We start from the raw sequence: 23,068 nt of genomic DNA on the forward strand, positions 1-23,068 counted from the left end.
GCCGATCATGAAGCGATTTTGTCTGTATCTTGCCGTTGTCGGCGCATTCGGGTTGCCGCATCACGCCTTGGCGCGCGACAACACCGCCGTCGGTGTCGGCACTGGCGCGGTTGCCGGGGCCCTGGTGGCCGGGCCGCTTGGGGCAGTCGTCGGCGGAATCGTCGGCGGTGTCGTGGGTGCGAATTCGGAGCGTACGGCCCGTCCACGTCGGTCTCGGCGTCCTCGCGCCATGGCGTCCAGAGCAAGGGCATCGTCTGGGCGCGAGCCGGCGCGCATTGCGCAGAGGGCTGCTCCGGTTTCCGTTACGGCGGCTGAAACCCCGCGGCCGGTCACAACCTGGACCAACCCGCGCTAAGCGTCGACCGGCACGGCGCTCAAGTGCCGCAGAATGTCTGGAGAACGCGCTCCTCGGGCGCCGGCGGCGCCGCATAAGCGGCGCGGTCCGGCTGATCAACGAAGGGCTCGGCGAGGACGTCCAGCAATTCGGCGAAGGGTCCGAAATCCTCCCGCTCCACCCCTGCCGCGATCACGGCCTCGATCCGGTGGTTGCGCGGGATGAAGGCCGGGTTTACCGCTCTCATCGCGTCCCGACGCTCACGGCCTTCACGCGGTTCCCGGTCGAGCCGCTCCCGCCAGCGCACAAGCCAGGCTTGGCACTCCTCCGGCGCTTCGAACAGTATGGCGAGATCGGTGTCCGCGTCCTGATCGGCTGCTGAGTTCGAAAGGCCGCGAAAGGTCAGGGTGAAATCCGCCTTGTTGTTTGCCATCGCCTCCATCAGGTCGCGCACGAGGGCAATGTCGTCAGGCTCTTCGGTGGCAAGGCCGATCTTGGCGCGCAGACCTGCCTGGAACGTCGCCTGGAATGCCGGAGCGAAACCCTCGAGGATCGTTTGCGCCTCAGCCACCGCCGCGTCGGCATCCTCCGAGAGCAGCGGCAGGAGCGCTTCGGCGAGCCTCGTGAGGTTCCATTGTGCGATACGCGGCTGATTGGCGTAGGCGTAGCGGCCGTGCTCGTCGATAGCGCTGAAGACGGCGGCAGGATCATACGCATCCATGAAGGCGCAAGGCCCGTAATCGATGGTCTCGCCCGAGACGGCCATATTGTCGGTGTTCATGACACCGTGGATGAAGCCGACAAGCATCCAGCGGGCGACGAGTTCGGCCTGCCGCGCGATGACCGCTCCGAGCAGCGCAGCGTAGCGGCCCTCAGCCTCCGCAAGTTCGGGATAGTGGCGGGCGACGACATGGTCGGCGAGGAGTCGCAGGCCCTCGGTATCACCGCGAAACGCAAAATACTGGAAGGTCCCGACCCTGATGTGACTTGCGGCGACTCGGGTGAGGATGCCGCCGGGCAGGCGAGTCTCGCGAATTACCGCCTCGCCGCTGAGGATCGCCGCGAGCGCCCGCGTCGTCGGAATGCCGAGCGCCGCCATCGCCTCGCTGACGATGTACTCGCGCAGCACCGGCCCCAGGGCAGCCCGTCCGTCTCCGCGGCGTGAAAACGGGGTCGGTCCCGATCCTTTGAGCTGAATGTCGCGGCGCTGTCCGTCACGGCCGACGACCTCGCCCAGGAGCACCGCGCGCCCGTCGCCGAGCTGCGGGACAGGGTTGCCGAACTGGTGGCCGGCATAGGCCATTGCCGTGGGCTCAGAGCCTGGCGGTACAGCATTGCCGGACAGCATCGCCACTCCTTCGGGGCTCGCAAGCCAATCGGGATCGAGCCCAAGGGTCTCGGCGAGAGATCGATTCAGCTGGATCAGCCGTGGTGCGATCACTGGAGTGGGCCTGACCCGGGCGACGAAGCGCTCTGGAAGCCGGGCGTAGCTGTTGTCGAAATGGATCTCGGCTGCCATCTGGCCTCATCTCACGAGCAGGATCGCGCGGGCTTTCCGTTGGTCACCGCAGCTGGGCAGGTGCCCGAAACGACAAGGTCACGATCGCACGGTTTGATCCCCTCATGGGATTTCCGATCGCTTTTTTGGACGCAGAACAACAAAAAGCCCCGCCGAGGCGGGGCCGTTCGTCAGGTCGCCAGACAGGTCGGACAGGTCAGACCGCGATGCGCTCCTCGCCATCCATCGGCTCGCGCAGCACGTAACCGCGACCCCAGACGGTCTCGATGTAGTTCTTGCCCGAAGAGGCGTTTGCGAGCTTCTTGCGCAGCTTGCAGATGAACACATCGATGATCTTGAGTTCCGGCTCGTCCATGCCGCCGTACAGATGGTTGAGGAACATCTCCTTCGTGAGCGTCGTGCCCTTCCGAAGCGAGAGGAGTTCCAGCATCTGGTACTCCTTGCCGGTGAGGTGGACGCGGCTGCCGGAGACTTCGACCGTCTTCTGGTCGAGATTGACGATGAGGTCGCCCGTCGTGATCACCGACTGGGCGTGGCCCTTCGAACGGCGCACGATGGCGTGGATGCGGGCGACGAGCTCATCCTTATGGAAGGGCTTCGTCAGGTAGTCGTCGGCGCCGAAACCGAGGCCCTTCACCTTGTCCTCGATGCCCGCCATGCCGGAGAGAATCAGGATCGGAGTCTTGACCTTGGCGACCCGAAGGTTCCGCAACACCTCGTACCCCGACATGTCGGGAAGGTTCAAGTCAAGCAGAATGATGTCGTAATCATAGAGCTTGCCGAGGTCGATGCCTTCCTCACCAAGATCTGTGGTGTAGGTGTTGAAGTTCTCGGACTTAAGCATCAATTCGATGCTCTGCGCGGTTGCGCTGTCGTCCTCGATCAGAAGTACCCGCATCGTCGGTCCCCAGCACAGCCGGCCGTGCTCAGCGTTCGGGCAAGCCCTCGCTGTTCGCCCGCCACCGGCCCGTGGCGGACGTTCCCTCGTCCTTGACGTCGAACGCTAATCATTAATCGTTAACAAAACCTGATTCTCCATGGCAAGCCCTGAATTTGGACTGCCTCACCTGCGCCACTCTTCGTTGTCGATCTGTTCCTGTCAGAGCAGAGCGAGAGCGGAGCGGCGGTGGGCGAAGGACTCAGACGTGTTTCCGTCAACGAAAGCGTTTTTCTCGGCTTGTCACCGCAAGGCCACGATCACAGCGCCGACCGGGCCGCACCGGCCGGGATCCTCCGAATTGGAGAACCTCGACCGCTGCAGTTCCGATGGCTGCAGTGTTAAGGAGGGAGGTAAACGAAACGTTTCCAGCCTCGCACAAGGTTTCTGGCAAACAGGAAGGAATGCTGATGGCCGATCCAAGGCCGGGTTCCGGCAGGCTCGGGCTTTCCGCTGCCCTGAGAGCTCTCGAGGGGGTTCAGCCCCTGGAAACGTTCGGGCGCGTCGTCGCCATTCGCGGCCTTCTCGTCGAAGTGGCCGGTCCTGTCTCGGCGATGCGCCTTGGAGGCAGGCTGGACATCAGCGTCGAGGGCGCGGGCGGCGAAATGGCTGTGCCGTGCGAAATCATCGGCTTCCAGGGAGATCGTGCCCTGGCGATGCCGTTCGGCTCCCTCGAAGGCGTCCGTCGCGGCTGCCCCGCCATCGTGCGGGACGAGGCCGCGGGCGCGATCAGGCCGTCGCCGGCCTGGCTCGGCCGCACCGTCGACGCCTTGGGGCGCCCGATTGACGGCCTCGGTCCCCTCCAGCCCGGCCCGGTCGTTTATCCCTTGCGCGCCGATCCGCCCCCGGCCCATGCGAGGCGCCGCGTCGGGCCGCCGCTCGATCTCGGCATCCGCTGCATCAACACCTTCCTCACTATGTGCGCCGGCCAGCGCATGGGCATCTTCGCGGGCTCCGGCGTCGGCAAGTCGGTGCTGCTCTCGATGCTCGCCCGCTACACCGCCGCCGACGTCGCCGTGATCGGCCTTGTGGGCGAGCGTGGTCGCGAGGTTCAGGAGTTTCTGCAGGATGATCTCGGTGAAGCAGGCCTGAAGCGCTCCGTCGTCGTGGTCGCCACCTCTGACGAACCGGCACTGATGCGACGCAACGCGGCCTACGTGACCCTCGCCATCGCCGAGCATTTCCGCGATCAAGGCGCCCAGGTCCTGTGCATGATCGATTCGATCACGCGGTTCGCCATGGCGCAGCGGGATATCGGCCTCGCGGCCGGAGAACCGCCCACGGCCAAAGGCTATACCCCCACGGTCTTCAGCGAACTGCCGCGCCTCCTCGAACGGGCCGGGCCCGGTACCGGCGCGGGCGCAATCTCCGGACTGTTCACCGTTCTCGTCGAGGGCGATGACCACAACGAGCCTGTGGCCGACGCCGTGCGCGGCATCCTCGACGGCCACATCGTGATGGAGCGTGGCATCGCAGAGCGCGGGCGCTACCCTGCCATCAATGTCCTGCGCTCGGTCTCACGGACGATGCCTCGGGCCTGCGACCCGGCGCACCTGCCGACTGTCCGCCGTGCCCGGCGGCTGCTCGCGACCTATGCCGACATGGAAGAACTCATCCGCCTCGGGGCCTATCGCGCCGGTGCCTCACCCGAAGTCGACGAAGCGGTGGCCCTGATGCCCGCAATGGAGGCTTTTCTGGGTCAGGGTAAGGAAGAAGCAACTTCGATCGGCGATGGTTACGTGAAGCTGGCGCAGATCGTGGGCACTCCGTGAAGGAGCGCGCCGAATGCCGCGGCTTCGACCGGGGGCATTTCGATGCCGCCCGGCCACGTTGCGTAACAGTGGAACCGTCAACATGAAATCGCGTGACACGCTGATCCGGCTGCGCCGCTTCCAGGTCGACGAGAAACGTCGCCGCGTGACCCAGATCGAGATGATGATGGCCGACTTCACACGGATGGCCCAGGAGCTGGACCGCGAAGTCGCCCACGAGGAGAGCCGGGCTGGCATCACCGACGTCACACACTTTGCCTACCCAACCTACGCCCGTGCGGCTGCCGCCCGCCGGGACAACATGCGCCAGTCGGCTGCGGCCCTCGAAGGGCAGCTCGCCGAGGCCAAGGCCGAGCTCGGCGAGGCATTCGAGGACCTCAAGAAGGTCGAGATCCTCGATGACCGCGAGCGAAGCGCCGAGCGCGCGGCCGAAGCGGCCCGCGACCAGGCGGCGATGGACGGTATCGGGCTCTCACGCGTCCGCGCCTGAGCGGCACGAAAGCGTCATGATCTCGTGACACTACGCAACCGGGTTCGGCGCGTACCGATCCCGCTTGCAGCCCGGTCAGCCGTGGTGCAGGGAGACCCGCGTCACGGGATTGCGACCGGTTGGTGATGAAGAAGATCAAGGATTTCGCCTGGCCGTTGATCGGCCTCGTCGCGCTCGTCGTCTCGGGCTACCTGCTCTACAGCGAGCTCAAGGGGATCTCCCTTGCGGAAGTCGAGAACAGCCTCAGGGCGATTCCGCACCACAACTACGCGATGGCGCTGCTTTCGACCGTGGTCGCCTACGCGGCACTTGCCTGGTACGACCGGATCGCATTGCTGCATCTCGGCGTGCGCCACATCTCCTGGCTCTTCGTTTCGGTCTGCTCGTTCACGACCTACGCGCTGTCCCACAATATCGGAGCCTCGGTCTTCTCCGGCGCCCTCGTGCGATACAGGGCCTATTCGGCGAAGGGGCTCACAGCGCCTCAGGTGGCCGTCCTCGTCGCCCTGTGCTCCTTCACCTTCGGCCTCGGCACGATGCTTCTCGGGGGCCTCGTGCTGACGATCAGCCCGGAGCTGCTTACGCGGCTGGAGGGTAAACTTCCAGCCGCATTGACGAATCCGACCACCGCACGCGTTGTCGGCCTCGTCCTCCTCGGCTTCGTTGCTCTCTACGTCGTAGGGTCGCTCCTGCGCCTGAAACCGCTGACGATCCGGTCCTTCAAGCTCGAATATCCCCGCCCCAACATCATGGGCCGCCAGCTGATCGCCGCGCCGCTTGAGCTCCTGGGTGCGGCCGGCATCATTTATTTCGCTCTGCCCGATGCCGGCAATCCCGGCTTCCTCGTGGTGCTGGCCGTATTCCTCGCCTCATTCTCGGCGGCACTCGCCTCGCACTCGCCGGGCGGCCTCGGCGTTTTCGAGATCATCTTCCTCACGGCGATGCCGGAAGTGCCGAAGGTCGACGTGCTCGCCGCGCTTCTCGTCTTTCGCCTGCTCTACCTGCTAATCCCCTTCGCGCTCTCGATCGTCACGGTGCTGCTCTACGAGCGCGCGAATTTGGCGAAAGCCTTCCGGCGCAATGCAAAGCCCGATCCGGTTCTGCCGGCGCCGCCGGTCAGCAAGGCGTAAGATCCAAAGACCCGAGCAACTTGGGGGCACAAAGCCTTTAGCAGCTTACCTTCCCGGTGCTTGTTCGCACGGCAGTCGTCCAGGAGCGGAACGTTTTACCCGGCCCCGTAACGCCGTTGACTGTAGTCGAGGTCAGCGTGAGTAAACTTGAGGTGAAAGGCAGAAATGTTAGATAACTCACCTGTATGACAACCGCGAACCCTTCATCGTTGTCTTCGAATACATTAGCTGCACTCGTCGCGACATCAGCATCAAGATAGGTGGTGTTGCCAGAACATACGAGCATTGTTCCGCTCACCTTCTTGATCTGAATCATGCTTACGGTTGCTTTTGGATACTGAACGAGCGTATTGGCGATCCGATCTTTGTAAAGGTCGATCGTATCGGTGACGCAGCTAGTGCCAGCTTCGCAACTCGTGAACAAGGCAGCGACGAGAGCGGAAGAGCGCTCAACCTCACGGTTCATTGAGGACATCAGCGTGAGATCGACAATCCCTGCGAGGAAACTTGCAAGGATCGTGGCGGTCAAGCCGAACTCGACAGCTGCGGAGCCCTCGCGCTTGCGTCCGAAACGACCAAGTGCGGTTGTTGCCCGCGTCAGAGCTTCTTTCGCAGGGCTACTCATCGCCTGAAGACCACAGACGCTTTGGCGTTCATCGCAGGAATAAAAGGGACAAACTGCGTCACGGGTAGAATGGCTCTCAAGAGGATCACCTGTGCGACCGTACCCGACGTGAACGGACCGTCTGTGATCGGAGACGAAGTCTTGCTGACGTCTTGAAGAGGCTGCATCTCGACGATAATAGCCGTCGCGCATTGAGCGGTTGCCATAATCACAATTTTATTGCAAATAGCGGTCTTATAGCCAGTCTTATTGTTGCTTGTGATCGCAGTCTCACGAATTGCAGCGCTGTCATAAAGTGCGTTGTTCAGTAGGTTTTGCGTGTACTGGTAGACAATGAATTGCAGAACTGCCACGATCAGCATCACCAGAGGTCCTGCGATGATGCCAAACTCCAAGGCTGCCACGCCACCTTGACATCGCCTAAGCTTATCAAGGGCGACTGTGGGTCGGCCAAATCCGGCAGCAAAGCTGTGGCTGAGTTGCACCTTCATCGCGCGGTCCTAGCCGGGGCAGCCGTTCCTGCAGATGCGCAGGTTGTCTATCAGTCCGCCGAGGGTGTCCTGCTTGCCGGCCGCACGCCATGTAACTTTGTATTCCCTCTCCTTATCGACGGTGAAGTCAATGACCCGCTCGATCCACGAGTCCGATTGGACGCAGACGTCGACCATATTCTCAGGCTTGAAATTGTAGTCGCCGGACTTTTCGACGTATACCTCAATGCGATTGGTCTGCTCGTCCTTAGTGTAATACGAGACTTCACTGCTTGTCTTGCCGCAAATCGTTTTGCCAGGTATCGAGCTGTCTCTGACCCGCGCGATGTACCAATATCGAATCTGATACTTTCCCGGCGTCAGTTTCCGATAGTAAGCCATTGCTGAATTCGAATTGCAATTTGTGACGTAGCAATGGCTGTCAAGCTCAGCGAAGAAATCTCCAAACCGAATTGAATTGCTGGCTAATTCGCGCTGGCCATTGATCTCAATACCCGCGTTCTGAGTTTCCCAGTTACCGTTCCACTTGTAGCGATTGTCGGCGGAGTCCTTGGATGTCCCTGTTAAAACGGTCCAACTATTATAGTTAACGTTGTGAGATGGACGCTCGAATGACTCTGTCACGAGCAGTTCCCCGACTTCAGCGGGACTAAGTGCACATGTCCGGGTGGTACTAAAAGACAGCTTCTCCCGATCGAAGACGCTGAAAATCAGCTTCATCTCACCAGTCGCCGATACCTTGATCGCATCGCCGTCCTGCATGATCTGGAAGATGTTCGCATCCACATTCATGGACTTGGCGGTGAAGTTCTTATCCTTGATCGATACAAGCTTCGGGTAGTATAGTGAGAAGGCTTGTGACGAGGTCAGCAAGGGCGCCTTGTGACCGTTGATGTAGGCGGCGCCCTGACGGCATGACAGTTCGACGGCGCTCGACAGACGCTGGTTAAACGAAATGGCGCGCGAGGCCTCTATGACGCCCCCCACGCCAAACAAGAGGGCGGGAAGGGCCAGGGCGACAATGACGATCGCGGAGCCGCTTTCATTTCGACCGAACATTTAGCGACCTCCCCTCTGAGCCGGACCCGTATCACGAGAGGCATCAGAGCTTGGAAGTCCTAAAGATGCGTGATGGCAAATGTCAGAAGGCAGCCCGATCAGTTGCATTGACAGTGCTTGGCTGCATCCGAACATGCATATGGTAAATGATTTTCATCTCAAAATTTCTGATCTTCGGTGCCAGTGGATGCTTTTGGGCAATGTGAAATCCGACTGCCTTTCCGGTTCAATGATCTCGGAACGGGTCGGGCGTCGATCATCGAGGCTTGAGATTAATCCGACTAGACCGATCCTACCGTCCTGAGCCGCGCCCGCGGATGAATCTCCGCCTGGCTCATCACCGGGGTCTCGCGCCGGAAGCGCTCAATGATCGAGCGCACGAAGGGCCTTGCCTGGACCGAGGTGACGAGAACCGGCATTTCACCGATGCGGGCGGCGGCTTCGAAGCGGTCGCGGACGGTGTTGACGAACTCGGTGAGCTTGGAAGGCTGCATCGCGAGGTAGCGCTCGTCGCGCTCGCCGGCGATCGATTCGAGGAAGGCCTGCTCCCAGGCCGGCGACAGCGTGATGATCGGCAGCATACCCTGGCCGTCCTGATATTGGGCGCAGATCTGGCGACCGAGGCGGGCGCGGACGTGCTCGACGATGTCGCGTGGGTTCTTCACGCTGCCGGCAACCTCCGCGATGCCCTCCACGATCGACCCGAGGTCGCGGATCGAGACCCGCTCGGCGAGGAGGAACTGCAGCACTCGCTGGATCCCGGTCGTGCCGATCTGGCTCGGAACCACTTCCTTGAGCAGCTCCGCATGGTCCTTCGAGAGCTCGCGAAGCAGCTTCTGCACCTCGACGTGGTTGAGGAGCTCCGAGACATGGGCCTTGATGATTTCGGTCAGGTGGGTCGAGACGACAGTGGCCGCATCGACCACGGTGTATCCCTTGAGCTGGGCCTGATCCCTCAGAGAGGCATCGATCCACGTCGCCGGCAGGCCGAAGGTCGGCTCCATCATGTGCTGTCCGGGAAGCTGCACCTGCCCGCCCATCGGGTCCATCGCCATGAACTGGCCGGGGAAGATCTGGCCGGTGCCGGCCTCGATCTCCTTCACCCGCACGACGTATGAATTGGCGTCGAGCTGGACGTTGTCGAGGATGCGCACCGAGGGCATCACGAAGCCGAGATCGCCCGCAAGCTGCCGCCGCAGAGCCTTGATCTGATCGGTCAGCCGGTCCTGCCCCTCGGGGCCGTTGACCATGGCGAGGAGAGCGTAGCCCATCTCGAGCTTGAGGTCGTCGAGCTTGAGGAGGTCCGTCACCGTCTCCTCCTTGGCGGCCGCCGCGGCGGCCACCGCTGTCGCGTCCATCGGCGCGCCGTCGGCGTCCACCGGGGGCGCCTCGCGGGCGATCTTGGCGATCTTCCAGGCGGCGTAGCCGGAGCCGCCGGCGAGCGCCAGGAAGGGCAGCATCGGCATGCCGGGCAGGAGCGCGATCAGCACCATCACGCCCGCCGACATGCCGAGCGCCTTCGGGTAGTTCGCGAGCTGCTTGCCGAGCGCCTTGTCGGCCGAGCCCTTCACGCCCGCCTTCGAGACCAGGATGCCTGCCGCGGTGGAGACGATCAGCGCCGGAACCTGCGATGCGAGGCCGTCCCCGATGGTGAGTAGCGTGTAGGTCTTGGCAGCCTGCATGAACGGCATGCCCTGCTGGGCGACTCCGATGATGATGCCGCCGATGACGTTGATGAAGGTGATGAGCAGGGCGGCGATGGCATCTCCGCGCACGAACTTCGAGGCGCCGTCCATGGCGCCGAAGAACGAGGATTCCTCTTCGAGCGCCGAGCGCCGAACCTTGGCGACCTTTTCGTCTATGAGGCCGGCCGAGAGGTCGGCATCGATCGCCATCTGCTTTCCGGGCATGGCGTCGAGGGTGAAGCGGGCCGCGACCTCGGCGATGCGACCCGAGCCCTTCGTGATCACGACGAAGTTCACGATGATCAGGATCGCGAACACGATGAGCCCGATCACGAAGTTTCCGCCCATCACGAAGTTACCGAAGGCTTCGATGACGTGGCCGGCCGCCGCGGTACCCTCGTGGCCGTGGCCGAGGATGAGGCGCGTAGAGGCAAGGTTAAGGGCCAGCCGCAGCAGCGTCGCGACGAGCAGCAGGGTCGGGAAGACGGTGAATTCGAGCGGATTGTCGATGAACAGGCCCGTCATCATCATCAGGACCGAGATGATGATCGACACGGCGAGCAGAAGGTCGAGCAGGAAGGCCGGCAGCGGGAAGATCAGCACCGTCAGGATGCCCATCACCGCGGCAGCGAAGAACAGATCGGTGCGCTTCGAGAAGGCATTGAGGTTGGCCCGCGTCGGCATCGCGAAGCGGGTGAACTCGCCGACCCGAGCCGTGTTTGCCGTATCGCTCATCGCTGCCTCCGCCGGACCCACTGCTTTGAGCGAGGTTCGGACTCGGCAAGTTTTGCCGGGTGCAGCGTTAGCGAAGGGTTAACGTGGGTGGAGATGGTCGCTGGTCAAGCTGGAACCAAGCACCCGCCGGATTGCTTGAATCGAGAGCAAATTGCCTTGATTCACGGAGTTCGATATGCGCCTTCCCCTTCTGGTTGCGTCATTTTTGATCAGCACCAGTGCGGCCTTCGCGCAGACGCCCGCTCCACCTGCACCCGACGCCAAGTCCTCCGATCAGCCCGCGGCGAAGCCGGAAGGCGCTCCTCACTCCACGACCGGCAACGTCGGACAACCGCTCGAAACCGGCTCCAACAGCTTCACCGAAGGCCAGGTGAAGGAGCGGTTCTCCAAGATGGGCTTCGGCGAGGTCAAGGATCTGCGCAAGGACGATTCCGGCATCTGGCGCGGCACCGCTCAGCATGCCGGCAAGGCGGTGACGATCGGCATGGATTACAAAGGCAACGTCGCCGCGCAATAGGTGTTTGGGTTTCCCTTTCCTGAAACCTGATGGAGACATGATCACATGGCAACCCGTACCATCACCGGTCTTTTCGACGATTACGACGCTGCGGCACGCGCGGTCGATAACATCGAGGCTGCTGGCGTGCCGCATTCCGACATCAGCATCGTCGCCAACAACGCCGATGACCGACATGCCGCGCGTACTGGCCCCTCTGGCTATGCCAACGAGCGCAAGGACGATGAGAGCGATTCGGCCGACGGCGCCGGCACCGGCGCGACATTGGGAACGGTGCTCGGTGGGGGCGCTGGCCTTCTTGCTGGCCTGGGCTTGATGGCTATTCCTGGCGTCGGCCCGGTGGTTGCGGCGGGTTGGCTCGTGGCAACGCTTACCGGCGCTGGAGTCGGCGCTGCGACCGGCGGGCTTCTGGGCGCCTTGACGGGCGCTGGCCTCAGCGAATCCGAAGCAGAGCATTACGCCGAAGGCGTCCGCCGGGGCGGCACGCTCGTCACCGTCAGAGCGGACGAGAGCAGGGCCGAGCGTGTCACGTCCCTCCTCTCGCAGCACGGTTCGATCGATCTCGACCACCGGGCTCAAAACTGGCGTGCCGAAGGCTGGACTGGCGGCACCATCGGCGACGCGCCCCGTCCATAGATGCTCGCGCGACCGGCGCGACCGAAATCGACGCTCCGCCGTGGATCGCCGACGGACCGTCGATCGGCGGGAATGTCGAGGGCAAGGATCGCGAGGCTCGGTTGTCAGAAAACGTGACGCTACTTCTGGCGCTCCACCGCAGCCGGCGGCCATCGCGGCAGCGCACGATCCGCTCCACTGAGTTTCGCCAGCAGACTGCGTTCTTTCAGGTGCTGGCTGCTAGATCAGGCCCCGGACGTGCCGTTCGTTGCCGCGCTGGAAGCGAGAGGCTGCCTGCATAAGAGGGTTGGCCCAGAGCCGCGAAGGGACCGTTGCGGTAATACAGTGCGTGATGGCCGTAGGTGATGCGTTCCCCGGAGGACACCAGCACGCATCCGCCGGCCGTCGTCAGAACGTGGTCCCCGGCGGCGGTGTCCCACTCCATTGTGGGCCCGCACCGGACGTAAATGTCGGCCTCGCCCGAAGCGATCAGGCAGAACTTCAGGGCGGACGACGTGGTCTGCCGATGGCCGACGGCCAAACCGACAAGGCACGCTTCGGTCTCCACATCGCCGTGACGCCGGCTGACCAGCGCGACGAGACCATCCTTGGGGCGTTCCCGCACGGAAATAGGTCTCGGTGACCCTGGCCTTCCTGCCGCGATTGGCGCTTCGAACGCTTCGACACCGGCACTCCAGACGCGTCTGAGCCCAGGTGCCGCGAGGGCGGCGGCCACTGGACGGTCGCCCTCGATCAGGCCGATATTGACCGAGTAGTCGGCATTGCCCGCTAGGAAGTCCTTCGTGCCGTCGAGGGGATCGACCAGGAAGAACAGGTCAGCTGGTCGCCGGTCATGTGCCGTCTCCTCAGCAACGACCGGGATGCCCGGCCAATGCTTTGCGAGGCCTGCCAAAATCAGTGATTCGGATGCGTGATCGGCGAGGCTCGCCGGGCTACCATCGGGCTTGATGACGTGGGGGCAATCGCCGCCGTGGTAAGCGCGCAGCACCTCGCCAGCCTCGCAGGCGATTTCGGCGAGGATGACGGCGATACGCTCGCGCTCGTCTCGGGAGAGTGTCATAGGATGGACATGGTAGCGGCCGGGCCTGTTGTCGACCGGAAGGTCCTCGCCGTCCAGCCGCTTTTCAAAGCACCATGTGACGGTTATCCGTGCGTTAAGACGTCGCCGACATGACGGACATGGAGACGCCGGTTCGTCCATCGAGGGAAGTCCTCGGTTTCCAAGACCCTGATTCCAGCGCGGAGCGCGCCATGACCTCCACTACCCTCGATGCCCTCGACCTTTCGGCTCTGTTGTGCTCGCGCGTCTGCCACGACGTCATCAGCCCAGTAGGAGCTATCGTGAACGGGTTGGAGGTGCTGGAGGACGAGAGTGACGCCTCGATGCGGGAATTTGCCCTCGACTTGATCCGCAAGAGCGCGCGTCAAGCCTCTGCGCGGCTTCAGTTCGTCCGCATCGCTTTCGGCGCCGCTGGTTCGGCGGGTGCCTCGATCGATCTCGCCGACGCCGAGAAGGTCTCGCGCGGCATGTTCGGGGACGAGAAGACGCAACTCACCTGGAGCGCGCCGCAGGCCCTCTACCCGAAGAACAAGGTCAAGCTGCTTCTCAACCTCGTGATGATCGCCACTGGCGCGATCCCACGGGGCGGCGTCCTCGACGTCCAGGTCTCCGGTGACGGCGAAGCGCCGTTGATCGTGCTGCGCGCGAAAGGCTCGCATGCCCGTATCCCGCCGCATGTGGAATCGCTGATCGCGGGCGAGCCGGAGCACGGCGTCGACGCACACGGCATCCTTGCCTACTACGCGGGCCTCGTCGCACGGGCGGCCGCGATGGACGTCCGTTTCAGCATCGACGGCGACACCGTCACCATCCGCTCCGAGTCGAGCGGCGCAGCCCCCACGGATGAGCCGATCATCGGTGTACCGCTAAACGTTGGGTCGTCAGACACCGCCCTCGCCTGATTCAATTGCACGGTCGAGACCGATCTCGGGTCGAGACTTGGCGGCCCACGAGATCCAGCATCCGTGAGCACGGGTCGAACTGGAGCTTGGCCTGAGGGCAGGCATCCATCCCCTTTTCGTTTCCGCATTTCGCAAGAGCTGTTTCGTTCAGACGGTAGCGGTGGCAGGTCGTACGACAAGGCGCGCAGTGGTGCGCGTCGAATGATTCCTCGCCTCAGTACTACACAAAAATTATGAATGCATATTTAGTATGAAATATTAGACAGACAGCTATAAAGGCGAATTTATATATTATTTATTTGATTTTTTAGCCGCCGAAATCGAAATAATTAAAATTAATAGGATTGTGATTATTTCGCGCCAAGCAGCGCGCGAGGAGTCATGGCCGTCATGTCTACGGATGGATTGAATACAAAGTCTTTCTGGATTGAGGCTGTACGGTTCGACTCTCCGATGATGGCTCTCGACGACAGGATTTTGAACAAACAGGTAGAAACACTGTATGGCCCAATCCGATCCCTCGTAATCGGCGCTCTTACGGGCATCTTTGTCGGCATGGTGGTCACTATCCACACCGGCAGTCCTTTCCTCGCAGCATTCGTCGTGATCTCGACGGTGGTGGTAGCCGGGCGTCTACTGCTGGTGCGCGCCTATCAAGCTGCCAGGGCTCAAGACCGCGTCAGCAGCGCGGCCGAAAAGTGGGAGAAGCGCTACCGGAACGGTGCTTGGATCCACGCTTCGACGGTCGGCGGCTTTGCTCTTGCGACCTTTCTGATCAGCGATCACGCAGTGGACCACCTCGTTACCATCGCACAGGTATGCGGGTATACTTCAGGGGTATCGGCCAGGAACGCCGGGCGCCGCACCATTGCCACCGGCCAGCTCGTGCTCATCCTCACCCCCGTGATCGTGGGTGCGGCGCTGATGGCGGAGCCGATGTACTGGGCGCTGGCCCTTCTCATCCTTCTCTACATGGCCGCTGCCCTCGAGATCGTCCGGTACCATCATGCGAACAACCTGCGGCTTCTTTTGCTGAACGATGAGAAGAGTGCGCTCGCGGTCGAACTGGCCCTCCAGAACGAGCGCTTCGACGTCGCGCTGAGCAACATGTCGCACGCCCTCTGCATGGTCGATGCCGAGAAGCGGTTCGTGGTGGCCAATGATCGCTTCTGCGAGATGTTCAGCCTCCACCCTGATCACGTGCATGGCACGCACATCCGCGACATCGTCCAGCGGGCGTCGGATCTTCTGACCGGGAGCATCAGAGAGGCCGAGGAGATCACCGCGCATTTCGAGGAGCGTCTCAACAGCCGGAAGCCGTCCTCGTCGATCCTCCATCTCGCCGATGGCCGTATCGTGTCTCTTTCGCAGCAGCCGATCAGCGGCGGCGGCAACGTCGTCATCATGGAGGATGTCACCGAGCGTCAGACGTCCGAAGAGCGAGTGGCGCACATGGCCACTCACGATGCGCTCACAGATCTTCCCAACCGCATTCTCTTCCGTACTCGGCTCAACGAGCATCTCGCCGGCGGCGTGAACGACGGCAAAACCGTGGCCGTTCTCATGCTCGACCTCGATCGCTTCAAAGCCGTCAACGACGGGTTCGGTCACCCAGCCGGGGACGAATTGCTGCGACAGGTTGCGCTTCGCCTGCGGGGTGCGATTGGCGAGCATGATACCGTCGCTCGTCTTGGCGGTGACGAATTCGTCATCCTTGCTGCCCAGACGACCCGCCCCGCAATCCTCGAATTCAGCGCGCGGCTCATCGAATGCCTGTCCGAACCCTACGAACTCGACGGGCAGACCGTCGAGGTCGGAGCCAGCATGGGTGCGGCCTTCGCGCCGGACGATGGGCTGGTCCCCGAGGATCTGCTCAAGAAGGCCGATCTTGCCCTCTATCAGGCCAAGGCCGACGGGCGTGGCGCGCTTCGATGCTTCTTGCCAAGGATGAACGAGACGCTTCAGGCCCGGATCCGCCTGGAGCACGACCTGCGGCTGGCAATGGAACGACAGGAGTTCGTTCTCCATTATCAGCCCCAGGTCGATCTCCTCACAGGGCGTATCGCCGGCGTCGAGGCGCTCCTGCGCTGGGAACATCCGATCCGCGGTTGCGTCAGCCCTGCCGACTTCATTCCTTTGGCGGAGGAGACGGGGATCATCATCCCGCTTGGAGCCTGGGTGCTTCGTCAAGCCTGTCGCGACGCGGCTACGTGGCCCGGCGACGTCCCGGTGGCAGCTAATCTCTCGCCGGTCCAGTTCCGCGGAAACGACCTCGTCCCGACCGTCATGGACGCGCTTGCCGCATCGGGCCTCGCCCCGGGCCGTCTCGAACTCGAGATCACGGAGTCGACGTTGCTGGTCAACACGCAGACGACGATGGAAGCCCTGCATCGGCTTCGCGAGTTCGGCATCCGTGTCGCCATGGATGATTTCGGCATCGGCTACTCGTCGCTCGCCTATCTGCGCTCCTTTCCGTTCGACAAGATCAAGATCGACCGGTCGTTCGTGACCGAGATCGATACGAGCGAAGACTGCGCCGCGATCATCCGCGCCGTCGCTGGTCTCGGCCACAGCCTCGGCGTCGTCACCACAGCCGAAGGGGTGGAAACCAGCGAACAGCACGATCTCGTGGTCAGCGAGGGCTGCACGCAAATGCAGGGCTATTACTTCAGCCCTCCTCGCCCGCTGCCCGAGATCGTCGCCATGCTGCAGGCTCAAACCGCTGCAGAGCAGTTGGCTGCTTGAACTGGCTGCCAGAGGGAGAGGATCGGCCCGCTACCAGGGATCACCGGCCGGCAGCGGCGGCAGACCGAGATGGCGCGCCAGCGTCGCGCCGATATCGGCGAAGGTCTCCCGGCGGCCGATTGGCCCGGAACGGATATCGGGCCCAAAGACGAGGATCGGGACCTGCTCGCGGGTATGCTCGGTGCCTGTCCAGGTCGGATCGTTGCCGTGGTCGGCGGTGACGATGCAGAGATCGCCCGCGCCGAGGATATCCAGGATCTCCGGAACCCGGGTGTCGAAGGCTTCCAATTCCGCGGCATAGCCCGGCACGTCGCGTCGGTGCCCGTGCTCGGTGTCGAAATCGACGAGGTTGACGAAGACGAGGCCGCCCTCGGTCAGGTGGTCGAATGCCTGGAGCGCCGCATCGAGGCAGGCAGCATTGCCGGCCGCCTTGATCTCGCGGCCGGTGCCGCGATGGGCGAAGATGTCGCCGACCTTGCCGACGCTGACGACGTTTCGGCCTGCCGCAGTGAGGCGATCGAGCAGCGTCTCCTCTGGAGGCGGAGTCGCGTAGTCCTTACGGTTGCCGGTCCGCCGAAAGCCTTCAGCCTCGGAGCCGACGAAGGGCCGGGCGATGACGCGGCCGATGCGGTAGGGGTCGCAGAGATCGCGGGCGATCCGGCACAAGCCGTAGAGCCGCTCCAGGCCGAACGCCTCCTCATGCGCGGCGATCTGGAAGACGCTGTCGGCCGAGGTGTAGCAGATCGGTTTTCCAGTCCGGATGTGCTCGTCGCCGAAGCGGTCGATGATCGCAGTGCCCGAGGCGTGGCAATCTCCGAGGATGCCGGGGAGACTTCCGGCGGCGATCAGATTGCGGGTCAGCTCGGCCGGGAAGGCAGGTTTGGCATCAAGGAAATAGCCCCATGCCTCCTGCACCGGCAGGCCGGCGATCTCCCAATGGCCGGAAGGTGTATCCTTGCCCGCCGCCGTCTCGACGGCATGGCCGTAGGCGCCGCCGACGTCGCCGACGGGTTCGAGGCTCGGCGGCAGACGGCCGCTGGATCCCCGCGCTGCCAGACCTAGCCCCAGGGCGGTGAGATTCGGGACGCGAAGCGGGCCTGCGCGAAGGCCATCGCGATCTCCCCGTCCCTCGGCGCAGGCTTCAGCGATGTGGCCAAGCGTGTCGGCCCCGGCATCGCCGTAGGCGGCGGCGTCAGGCGCGCCACCGATGCCGACGGAATCGAGCACGATGAGGAGGGCACGAGCCATGTCGGCGCTCCTCAGGCCGGGATCGGATCGGCGATTGTCTCGGTCTCGAGATCGAAGGCGGCGGCGAAAAGCGCCCGGGTATAGGCGGTCTTCGGCGCGGCGAAGATCACATCCGCCGGCCCTTCCTCGACGACGCTGCCGTTCTGCATCACGAGGACGTAGTTCGCCAGCGCCCGCACCACCTTGAGGTCGTGGCTGATGAACAGGTAGGCGAGCTTTCGCTCGCGTTGGAGGTCGCGCAGCAGCGTCACGATCTGCGCCTGCACAGACCGGTCGAGGGCCGAGGTCGGCTCGTCGAGAACGACGAAGCGGGGCTTGAGCACGATGGCCCTGGCGATGGCGATACGCTGGCGCTGGCCACCGGAGAATTCGTGCGGGTAGCGGTCCATCGTTGCCGGATCGAGCCCGACCTCGGTGAGCGCCTGCGCCACGATCGCGATGCGCTCCGCCCGAGATCGGGCCTGGCCCTGGACCACGAGGCCCTCGGCGATGATGTCCGCGACGGTCATGCGCGGCGACAGCGAGCCGTATGGGTCCTGGAAAACGACCTGCATGTCCTTGCGCAGGGGCCGCATGGCGGCGACGCTGAGATCCTCGATCTTCTTTCCGAGGAAGACGATCGGCCCCTCGCTCGCGATGAGGCGCAGGAGAGCAAGGCCGAGCGTGGTCTTGCCCGATCCGGATTCACCGACCACCCCGACGGTCTCGCCTTCGCGAACGGCGACCGAGACGCCGTCCACGGCTTTAACGTAGCTGGTGGTGCGCCGGAGCAGGCCTTCGCGGATCGGGAACCAGACCTTCACGGGGCCCGCCTCGATGAGAACGGGCGCTTCGATCGGCACGGGATTGGCCCGACCCTGCGGCTCCGAGGCGATAAGCCTTTGCGTGTACTCGTGCTTCGGGTTCGAGAAGATGTCGGCGACCGGTCCCGCTTCGACGATGCGTCCTGCGAGCATGACGCAGACACGGGACGCGATGCGCTTCACGATACCGAGGTCGTGAGTAATGAACAGCATCGCCATTCCGAGGCGCTGCTGCAACTCGGCGAGCAGGGTGAGGATCTGAGCCTGGACGGTGACGTCGAGTGCCGTCGTCGGCTCGTCGGCGACCAGCAGGTCCGGCTCGCAGGCCAGCGCCATGGCGATCATCACCCGTTGGCGCTGGCCGCCCGACAATTCGTGCGGATAGGCGCCGAGCCGGCGCTCGGCATCGCGCAGGCCGACGAGTTCGAGAAGCTCGAGGATGCGCGCCCGCGCTTTCCGGCCGGAGAGCCCGCGATGGACCTCCAGCACCTCGCCGATCTGGCGCTGGATGGTGTGGAGCGGGTTGAGCGAGGTCATCGGCTCCTGGAACACCATGGTGATGTCCGCGCCCCGGACCTTGCGAAGGTCGCGCTCAGGCAGATGCAGGAGATCGCGGCCCTTGAACAGGATGCGGCCGGAGGGGTGCACGGCGCTGCCATCGAGAAGCCGCAGGATCGAGAGCGCGGTCACCGACTTGCCCGACCCGGACTCGCCGACCAGGGCGACGGTCTCGCCGGCATCGATGGTGAAGCAGACGCGGTCGACCGCCAGGGTTTCGCGCTCCCGCGTGCGGAAGGCGACCGACAGGTCCTGGACGGAAAGCAGCGGGTCGGTCATCGGCACCGGGGTAGGGGAGGCAGCGGTCGTCGTGCCTCTATAGCGCGCCCGAGCAGGATGCGCGAAGTTGACGGGTGCGATTGATCGCCCGGCCGGTCGCGTTACAAGCGCGCGGTGATTCAGTCCCTCCTCCGATGCCTCGTGTTTGGGGCGCTCCTCGCGAATTGTGCGGTTTCCGGTGTCCGTGCCGAGGCCGGCGGAGAGACCGTGGAACAGGCGCTCTGCCGCTTGATCGAGACATCCGCCAAAGCGCGGAATCTGCCGGTGCCGTTCCTGACGCGGTTGATCTTCCGCGAGAGCAGCTTCCGGGTCACCGCCGTCAGTCCCGTCGGGGCGCAGGGGGTCGCGCAGTTCATGCCCGGCACCGCCCGCGAGCGCGGTCTCCTCGACCCGTTCGATCCCGAGCAGGCGATCCCCCATGCCGCGCATCTGCTCGCCGACCTGAACCGGCAATTCGGCAATCTCGGCCTCGCCGCCGCGGCCTATAACGGCGGGCCGGGGCGGGTCTCGGCCTGGCTCGCGGGGACCGGTGGATTGCCAACGGAGACACGCAACTACGTCCTCGCCATCACGGGCGCCCCGGCGGAGGATTGGCGCGCAGGCGCGGGTGTCGAGTTGCCGGGCGAGGCGAAGGACGAGAACAAAAAGGACGAGGCAAAGGACGTCGACACCAAGACTCCTCGGACCTGCCTTCAGGTGACCGCCGCCCTGCGCGTCCCTAGCCGCGGCGACCGCTTCGCGCTCGGCGGCAACGAGGGGCCGGCCGCGCCCTGGGGCATCCAGCTCGCCGGCAACTTCTCGAAGGCGCTGGCGCTTCAGAGTTTCTCGCGGGCACGCTCCCGCTACGTCGGTGTGATCGGCGAGGTCAGGCCCATGATCATCGGCACCCGTCTGCGCAGCCGCGGCACGCGTGCCTTCTACCGCATCCGCATCCCAGCCGAGAGCCGCCTCGCGGCCGAGAGCCTTTGCACCAAGATCCGCGGCGTCGGCGGGGCGTGCCTGGTGCTGCGAACGTGAGGGTGCTGGCGGATCGCCTGAGTGCTTGGTCGGAGCGAGAAAGTCAGGCATCCAGCCCGGACAGATCTCGGGAAGGAAATGCCATGGTCGCCATCCGTAAGGGCCTGATGATGGCCCTCGCCCTCGCCGCGGTCTCCTCGGCGCGGGCCGAGGATTGGCCGATGTTCGGGCGCGACCACACCAATCAGCATGCCTCGCCGCTGAGCCAGATCGACCGCACCAACGTCAAGCGGCTGCGACCGGCCTGGATCTTCCAGACCGGGATCACCGGTTACTTCCAGGCCGAGCCGGTGGTGGTCGAGGGCGTGCTGTACGTCTCCACCACGCAGAACCACGTCGCCGCCCTGGAGGCCGGCACCGGCCGGGTGATCTGGACCTACACCCACAAGCCGCGCACGGAGAAAATCTTCGGGCCGCCTTCCAACCGGGGCGTCGCCGTCTCGGGCGGGAAGGTGTTCGAGGCGACCATGGACGGGCGCCTGATCGCCCTCGACGCCAAGACCGGCAAGGTGCTGTGGGACCACGAGGCGGTGCGCCCGGAGGAGGGCGAATCAGAGACGGCGTCGGGCCTTGCCGCGACCCTCGGCGCCAAGGGTGTCCAGGGTTCGAGCCGGCTCGGCTTCAAGATGCCGCCGCTGGTGGCGGACGGGCTCGTCATCGTCGGCGTGGCGGGCGCCGGCTACGGCCTCCATGTCGAGGACGACAAGGGCGGCGTCGAGGGCGGCGCCGTCGTGGGGATCGAGGGCGGCTACGGCCGCCGCGGCTGGCTCGCCGCCTACGACGCCGCCACGGGGCAGGAGCGCTGGCGCTGGTACGTCACCAAGGAGGATGGCTGGGAGGGCGGCTTCGTCGAGACCACCGCCGACGGCTTGCCCCTGCGCCGCGACATCGCCGCCGAGAAGGCGGCCGCTTCCCGGTTCGGGAGTTCCTGGCGGGTCGGCGGCGGCTCGCTCTGGATGACGCCGGCCTACGATCCCGCCCTCGGCCTCGTCTATGTCGGTACCGGCAACCCGGCGCCGCAGAATTTCGGCGCCTCGCGGCCGGGAGACAACCTCTATTCGGTCAGCCTCGTTGCCCTCGACGTTCGCACCGGAACCCTGCGCTGGTATCACCAGCACGTCCCCCACGACGAATGGGGCTACGACGTCGCGAGCCCACCCTTCCTCCTCGACTACCCGACCGCGCAGGGACCGGTGAAGGCGGTGGCGCAGGCGAGCAAGACCGGGTGGATCTACGTCAACGACCGCGCGAGCGGTGCCCTCATCGGTCGCTCGGCCTCCCTCGTCCAGCAGAAGAACCTGTTCGCTCCGCCGAGCGAGGCCGGCACCGTCGTGAGCCCCGGCCCCCTCGGCGCGATCTCCTGGCACCCGGTCGCCTACGATGCGGCCGCGGGCGCCGCCTATGCGCAGGTTCGCCAGAGCGCCACCACCTACATCGTCAAGACGGTGCCGGCTGCCGCCGGGCGCCCGGCGATCCGCTACACCGAGACGGCGGAGGCGCCCGGCGAGCCGGCTTTCTCCGCGCTCACCAAGGTCGACCTCGCGAGCGGCGGCGCCGTCGCCTGGTCGGTCAAGTCGAAGACCCGCCTGTCGGGCGGGACGCTCGCCACCGCGGGCGGCCTCGTCTTCTCCGGCGAGGAGGACGGCCATCTCAACGCACATGACGCGACGAGCGGCGCGATGTTGTGGCGCTTCCAGTGCGGTGCGGGGATCAGCGGACCGCCGGTCAGCTTTTCGCTCGGATCGACGCAGTACATCGCGGTGGCGGCCGGAGGTGCCTCCTACACCAAGGGATCAGGCTTCGGCACCGGCGATGCCTTGGTCGTATTCGCGCTGCCCGATTGACGAGTAGTCCCCCCGTGAGGTCCCCGACCATGGACGCGTCGCAAGCCCAACCGACCGACAGGGGTCCGCCGGTGGTGCGCACCATCGCCATGCCGTCGGACACGAACCCGGCCGGCGACATCTTCGGCGGCTGGCTGATGGGGCAGATGGACCTCGCCGCCGGCAACGTCGCGGCGCGACGCTCGCGCGGCCGCTGCGCAACGATCTCGGTGGACGCCATGACCTTCCACTCTCCGGTCTTCGTCGGCGACGAGGTCAGCCTCTACGCCTGGATCGTCGGCGTTGGCCGCACCTCGATCCGCATCCAGGTCGAAGTCTGGCGCCGCGAGCGCACCGGGGAGGTGACCATGAAGGTGACGGAGGGGCGCTTCACCTTCGTGGCGATCGATGAAGAGCGGCGGCCGCGGGTGGTGCCGCCTGAAACTGGTTAGGTGCCGGATGCAGGCAGCATGTCGGCGATCCCTGATAAGCCCCAGATTTCCCACTGGCGCAGCAGAGTGCCGGATCAAGAAAAGATCTCAAGCTTTGGCTCCACCTCAACTCCATGCTCGTCCTCCGAGTGATCTCGGACAAGCGAGCTGGACGCATCTTGCCGTTGCGTAGTATGTAATTCACTGTATGACATTGTAGGGCGGATAGGGAGTAAGTGGATGCCAGGGCCAGCGGTGCGGATATCGACCGA

General features: G+C 64.3%; 19 protein-coding genes. 10 read left to right on the top strand and 9 right to left on the bottom strand.

The features are described from left to right. Positions 1-374: 374 nt before the first annotated feature. Both K2Y56_RS00100 and ctrA read right to left on the bottom strand, forming a co-directional pair. Entirely contained in the window at positions 375-1,853 is a 1,479-nt protein-coding gene (locus tag K2Y56_RS00100; protein WP_292503523.1) for a protein adenylyltransferase SelO, read from the bottom strand. A gap of 196 nt (positions 1,854-2,049) precedes the next feature. Beyond that, positions 2,050-2,751, bottom strand: a complete 702-nt coding sequence (gene ctrA, locus K2Y56_RS00105) for a response regulator transcription factor CtrA (RefSeq protein WP_292503525.1) — start codon at positions 2,749-2,751, stop codon at positions 2,050-2,052. A gap of 449 nt (positions 2,752-3,200) precedes the next feature. Between ctrA and fliI the strand changes: the two genes are divergently transcribed. The 3 genes from fliI to K2Y56_RS00120 all read left to right on the top strand — a co-directional run bounded on the left by fliI (position 3,201) and on the right by K2Y56_RS00120 (position 6,182). Next, a complete protein-coding gene (gene fliI / locus K2Y56_RS00110) occupies positions 3,201-4,562 on the top strand; it encodes a flagellar protein export ATPase FliI (protein WP_292503527.1) in 1,362 nt (453 codons plus the stop codon). A gap of 82 nt (positions 4,563-4,644) precedes the next feature. Next, on the top strand, positions 4,645-5,052 hold the full coding sequence (fliJ, locus tag K2Y56_RS00115) for a flagellar export protein FliJ (RefSeq protein WP_292503530.1): 408 nt from the start codon (positions 4,645-4,647) through the stop codon (positions 5,050-5,052). A gap of 125 nt (positions 5,053-5,177) precedes the next feature. Beyond that, positions 5,178-6,182, top strand: coding sequence for a lysylphosphatidylglycerol synthase domain-containing protein (locus K2Y56_RS00120; RefSeq protein WP_292503532.1), 1,005 nt, complete (start codon positions 5,178-5,180; stop codon positions 6,180-6,182). Between the two features lie 37 nt (positions 6,183-6,219). Here the strand turns inward: K2Y56_RS00120 and K2Y56_RS00125 are convergent, their stop codons facing one another. From K2Y56_RS00125 to flhA, 4 genes are all read right to left on the bottom strand, one after another. Beyond that, entirely contained in the window at positions 6,220-6,807 is a 588-nt protein-coding gene (locus tag K2Y56_RS00125; RefSeq protein ID WP_292503534.1) for a hypothetical protein, read from the bottom strand. Continuing rightward, a complete protein-coding gene (locus K2Y56_RS00130; RefSeq protein ID WP_292503536.1) occupies positions 6,804-7,298 on the bottom strand; it encodes a TadE/TadG family type IV pilus assembly protein in 495 nt (164 codons plus the stop codon). The genes K2Y56_RS00125 and K2Y56_RS00130 overlap by 4 nt, the downstream gene beginning before the upstream one ends. A gap of 9 nt (positions 7,299-7,307) precedes the next feature. After that, positions 7,308-8,357 carry a TadE family protein gene (locus K2Y56_RS00135; RefSeq protein ID WP_292503539.1) on the bottom strand — a complete coding sequence of 350 codons (1,050 nt, stop codon included), beginning with the start codon at positions 8,355-8,357 and terminating at the stop codon, positions 7,308-7,310. 281 nt (positions 8,358-8,638) lie between these two features. Then, positions 8,639-10,777: a flagellar biosynthesis protein FlhA gene (flhA, locus tag K2Y56_RS00140; protein ID WP_292503542.1), complete on the bottom strand. Its 2,139-nt coding sequence runs from the start codon at positions 10,775-10,777 to the stop codon at positions 8,639-8,641. A 175-nt stretch (positions 10,778-10,952) separates the two neighbouring features. Between flhA and K2Y56_RS00145 the strand changes: the two genes are divergently transcribed. Both K2Y56_RS00145 and K2Y56_RS00150 read left to right on the top strand, forming a co-directional pair. Then, complete coding sequence (locus K2Y56_RS00145) at positions 10,953-11,294, top strand: hypothetical protein (protein ID WP_292503545.1); 342 nt, start codon at positions 10,953-10,955, stop codon at positions 11,292-11,294. 45 nt (positions 11,295-11,339) lie between these two features. Then, positions 11,340-11,930 (top strand): hypothetical protein, encoded by a 591-nt coding sequence (locus tag K2Y56_RS00150; protein ID WP_292503548.1) that lies wholly within the window; start codon positions 11,340-11,342, stop codon positions 11,928-11,930. A gap of 205 nt (positions 11,931-12,135) precedes the next feature. Here the strand turns inward: K2Y56_RS00150 and K2Y56_RS00155 are convergent, their stop codons facing one another. Continuing rightward, on the bottom strand, positions 12,136-12,990 hold the full coding sequence (locus tag K2Y56_RS00155; RefSeq protein ID WP_292503550.1) for a 3'(2'),5'-bisphosphate nucleotidase CysQ: 855 nt from the start codon (positions 12,988-12,990) through the stop codon (positions 12,136-12,138). Between the two features lie 191 nt (positions 12,991-13,181). Here K2Y56_RS00155 and chpT point away from each other — a divergent pair, with 191 nt between their 5' ends. After that, positions 13,182-13,892: a histidine phosphotransferase ChpT gene (gene chpT, locus K2Y56_RS00160; protein WP_292503552.1), complete on the top strand. Its 711-nt coding sequence runs from the start codon at positions 13,182-13,184 to the stop codon at positions 13,890-13,892. A 555-nt stretch (positions 13,893-14,447) separates the two neighbouring features. Beyond that, positions 14,448-16,637, top strand: a complete 2,190-nt coding sequence (locus K2Y56_RS00165) for an EAL domain-containing protein (protein ID WP_292503555.1) — start codon at positions 14,448-14,450, stop codon at positions 16,635-16,637. Positions 16,638-16,667: 30 nt separating this feature from the next. Here the strand turns inward: K2Y56_RS00165 and K2Y56_RS00170 are convergent, their stop codons facing one another. Together K2Y56_RS00170 and K2Y56_RS00175 are read right to left on the bottom strand one after the other, a co-directional pair. Then, entirely contained in the window at positions 16,668-17,885 is a 1,218-nt protein-coding gene (locus K2Y56_RS00170; RefSeq protein WP_292503557.1) for a phosphopentomutase, read from the bottom strand. A gap of 11 nt (positions 17,886-17,896) precedes the next feature. Continuing rightward, the gene (locus tag K2Y56_RS00175; RefSeq protein WP_292503560.1) at positions 17,897-19,525 is read right to left on the bottom strand and encodes an ABC transporter ATP-binding protein; all 1,629 of its coding nucleotides are present in this window, start codon (positions 19,523-19,525) and stop codon (positions 17,897-17,899) included. A 141-nt stretch (positions 19,526-19,666) separates the two neighbouring features. Between K2Y56_RS00175 and K2Y56_RS00180 the strand changes: the two genes are divergently transcribed. From K2Y56_RS00180 to K2Y56_RS00190, 3 genes are all read left to right on the top strand, one after another. Beyond that, positions 19,667-20,542: a transglycosylase SLT domain-containing protein gene (locus tag K2Y56_RS00180; protein WP_292503716.1), complete on the top strand. Its 876-nt coding sequence runs from the start codon at positions 19,667-19,669 to the stop codon at positions 20,540-20,542. 83 nt (positions 20,543-20,625) lie between these two features. Next, positions 20,626-22,386: a PQQ-binding-like beta-propeller repeat protein gene (locus K2Y56_RS00185; RefSeq protein WP_292503563.1), complete on the top strand. Its 1,761-nt coding sequence runs from the start codon at positions 20,626-20,628 to the stop codon at positions 22,384-22,386. A gap of 29 nt (positions 22,387-22,415) precedes the next feature. Continuing rightward, on the top strand, positions 22,416-22,817 hold the full coding sequence (locus K2Y56_RS00190) for an acyl-CoA thioesterase (RefSeq protein ID WP_292503717.1): 402 nt from the start codon (positions 22,416-22,418) through the stop codon (positions 22,815-22,817). The last annotated feature ends 251 nt before the right edge of the window (positions 22,818-23,068 follow it).

The organism is Methylobacterium sp. (assembly GCF_019745455.1).
GTDB lineage: Bacteria > Pseudomonadota > Alphaproteobacteria > Rhizobiales > Beijerinckiaceae > Methylobacterium.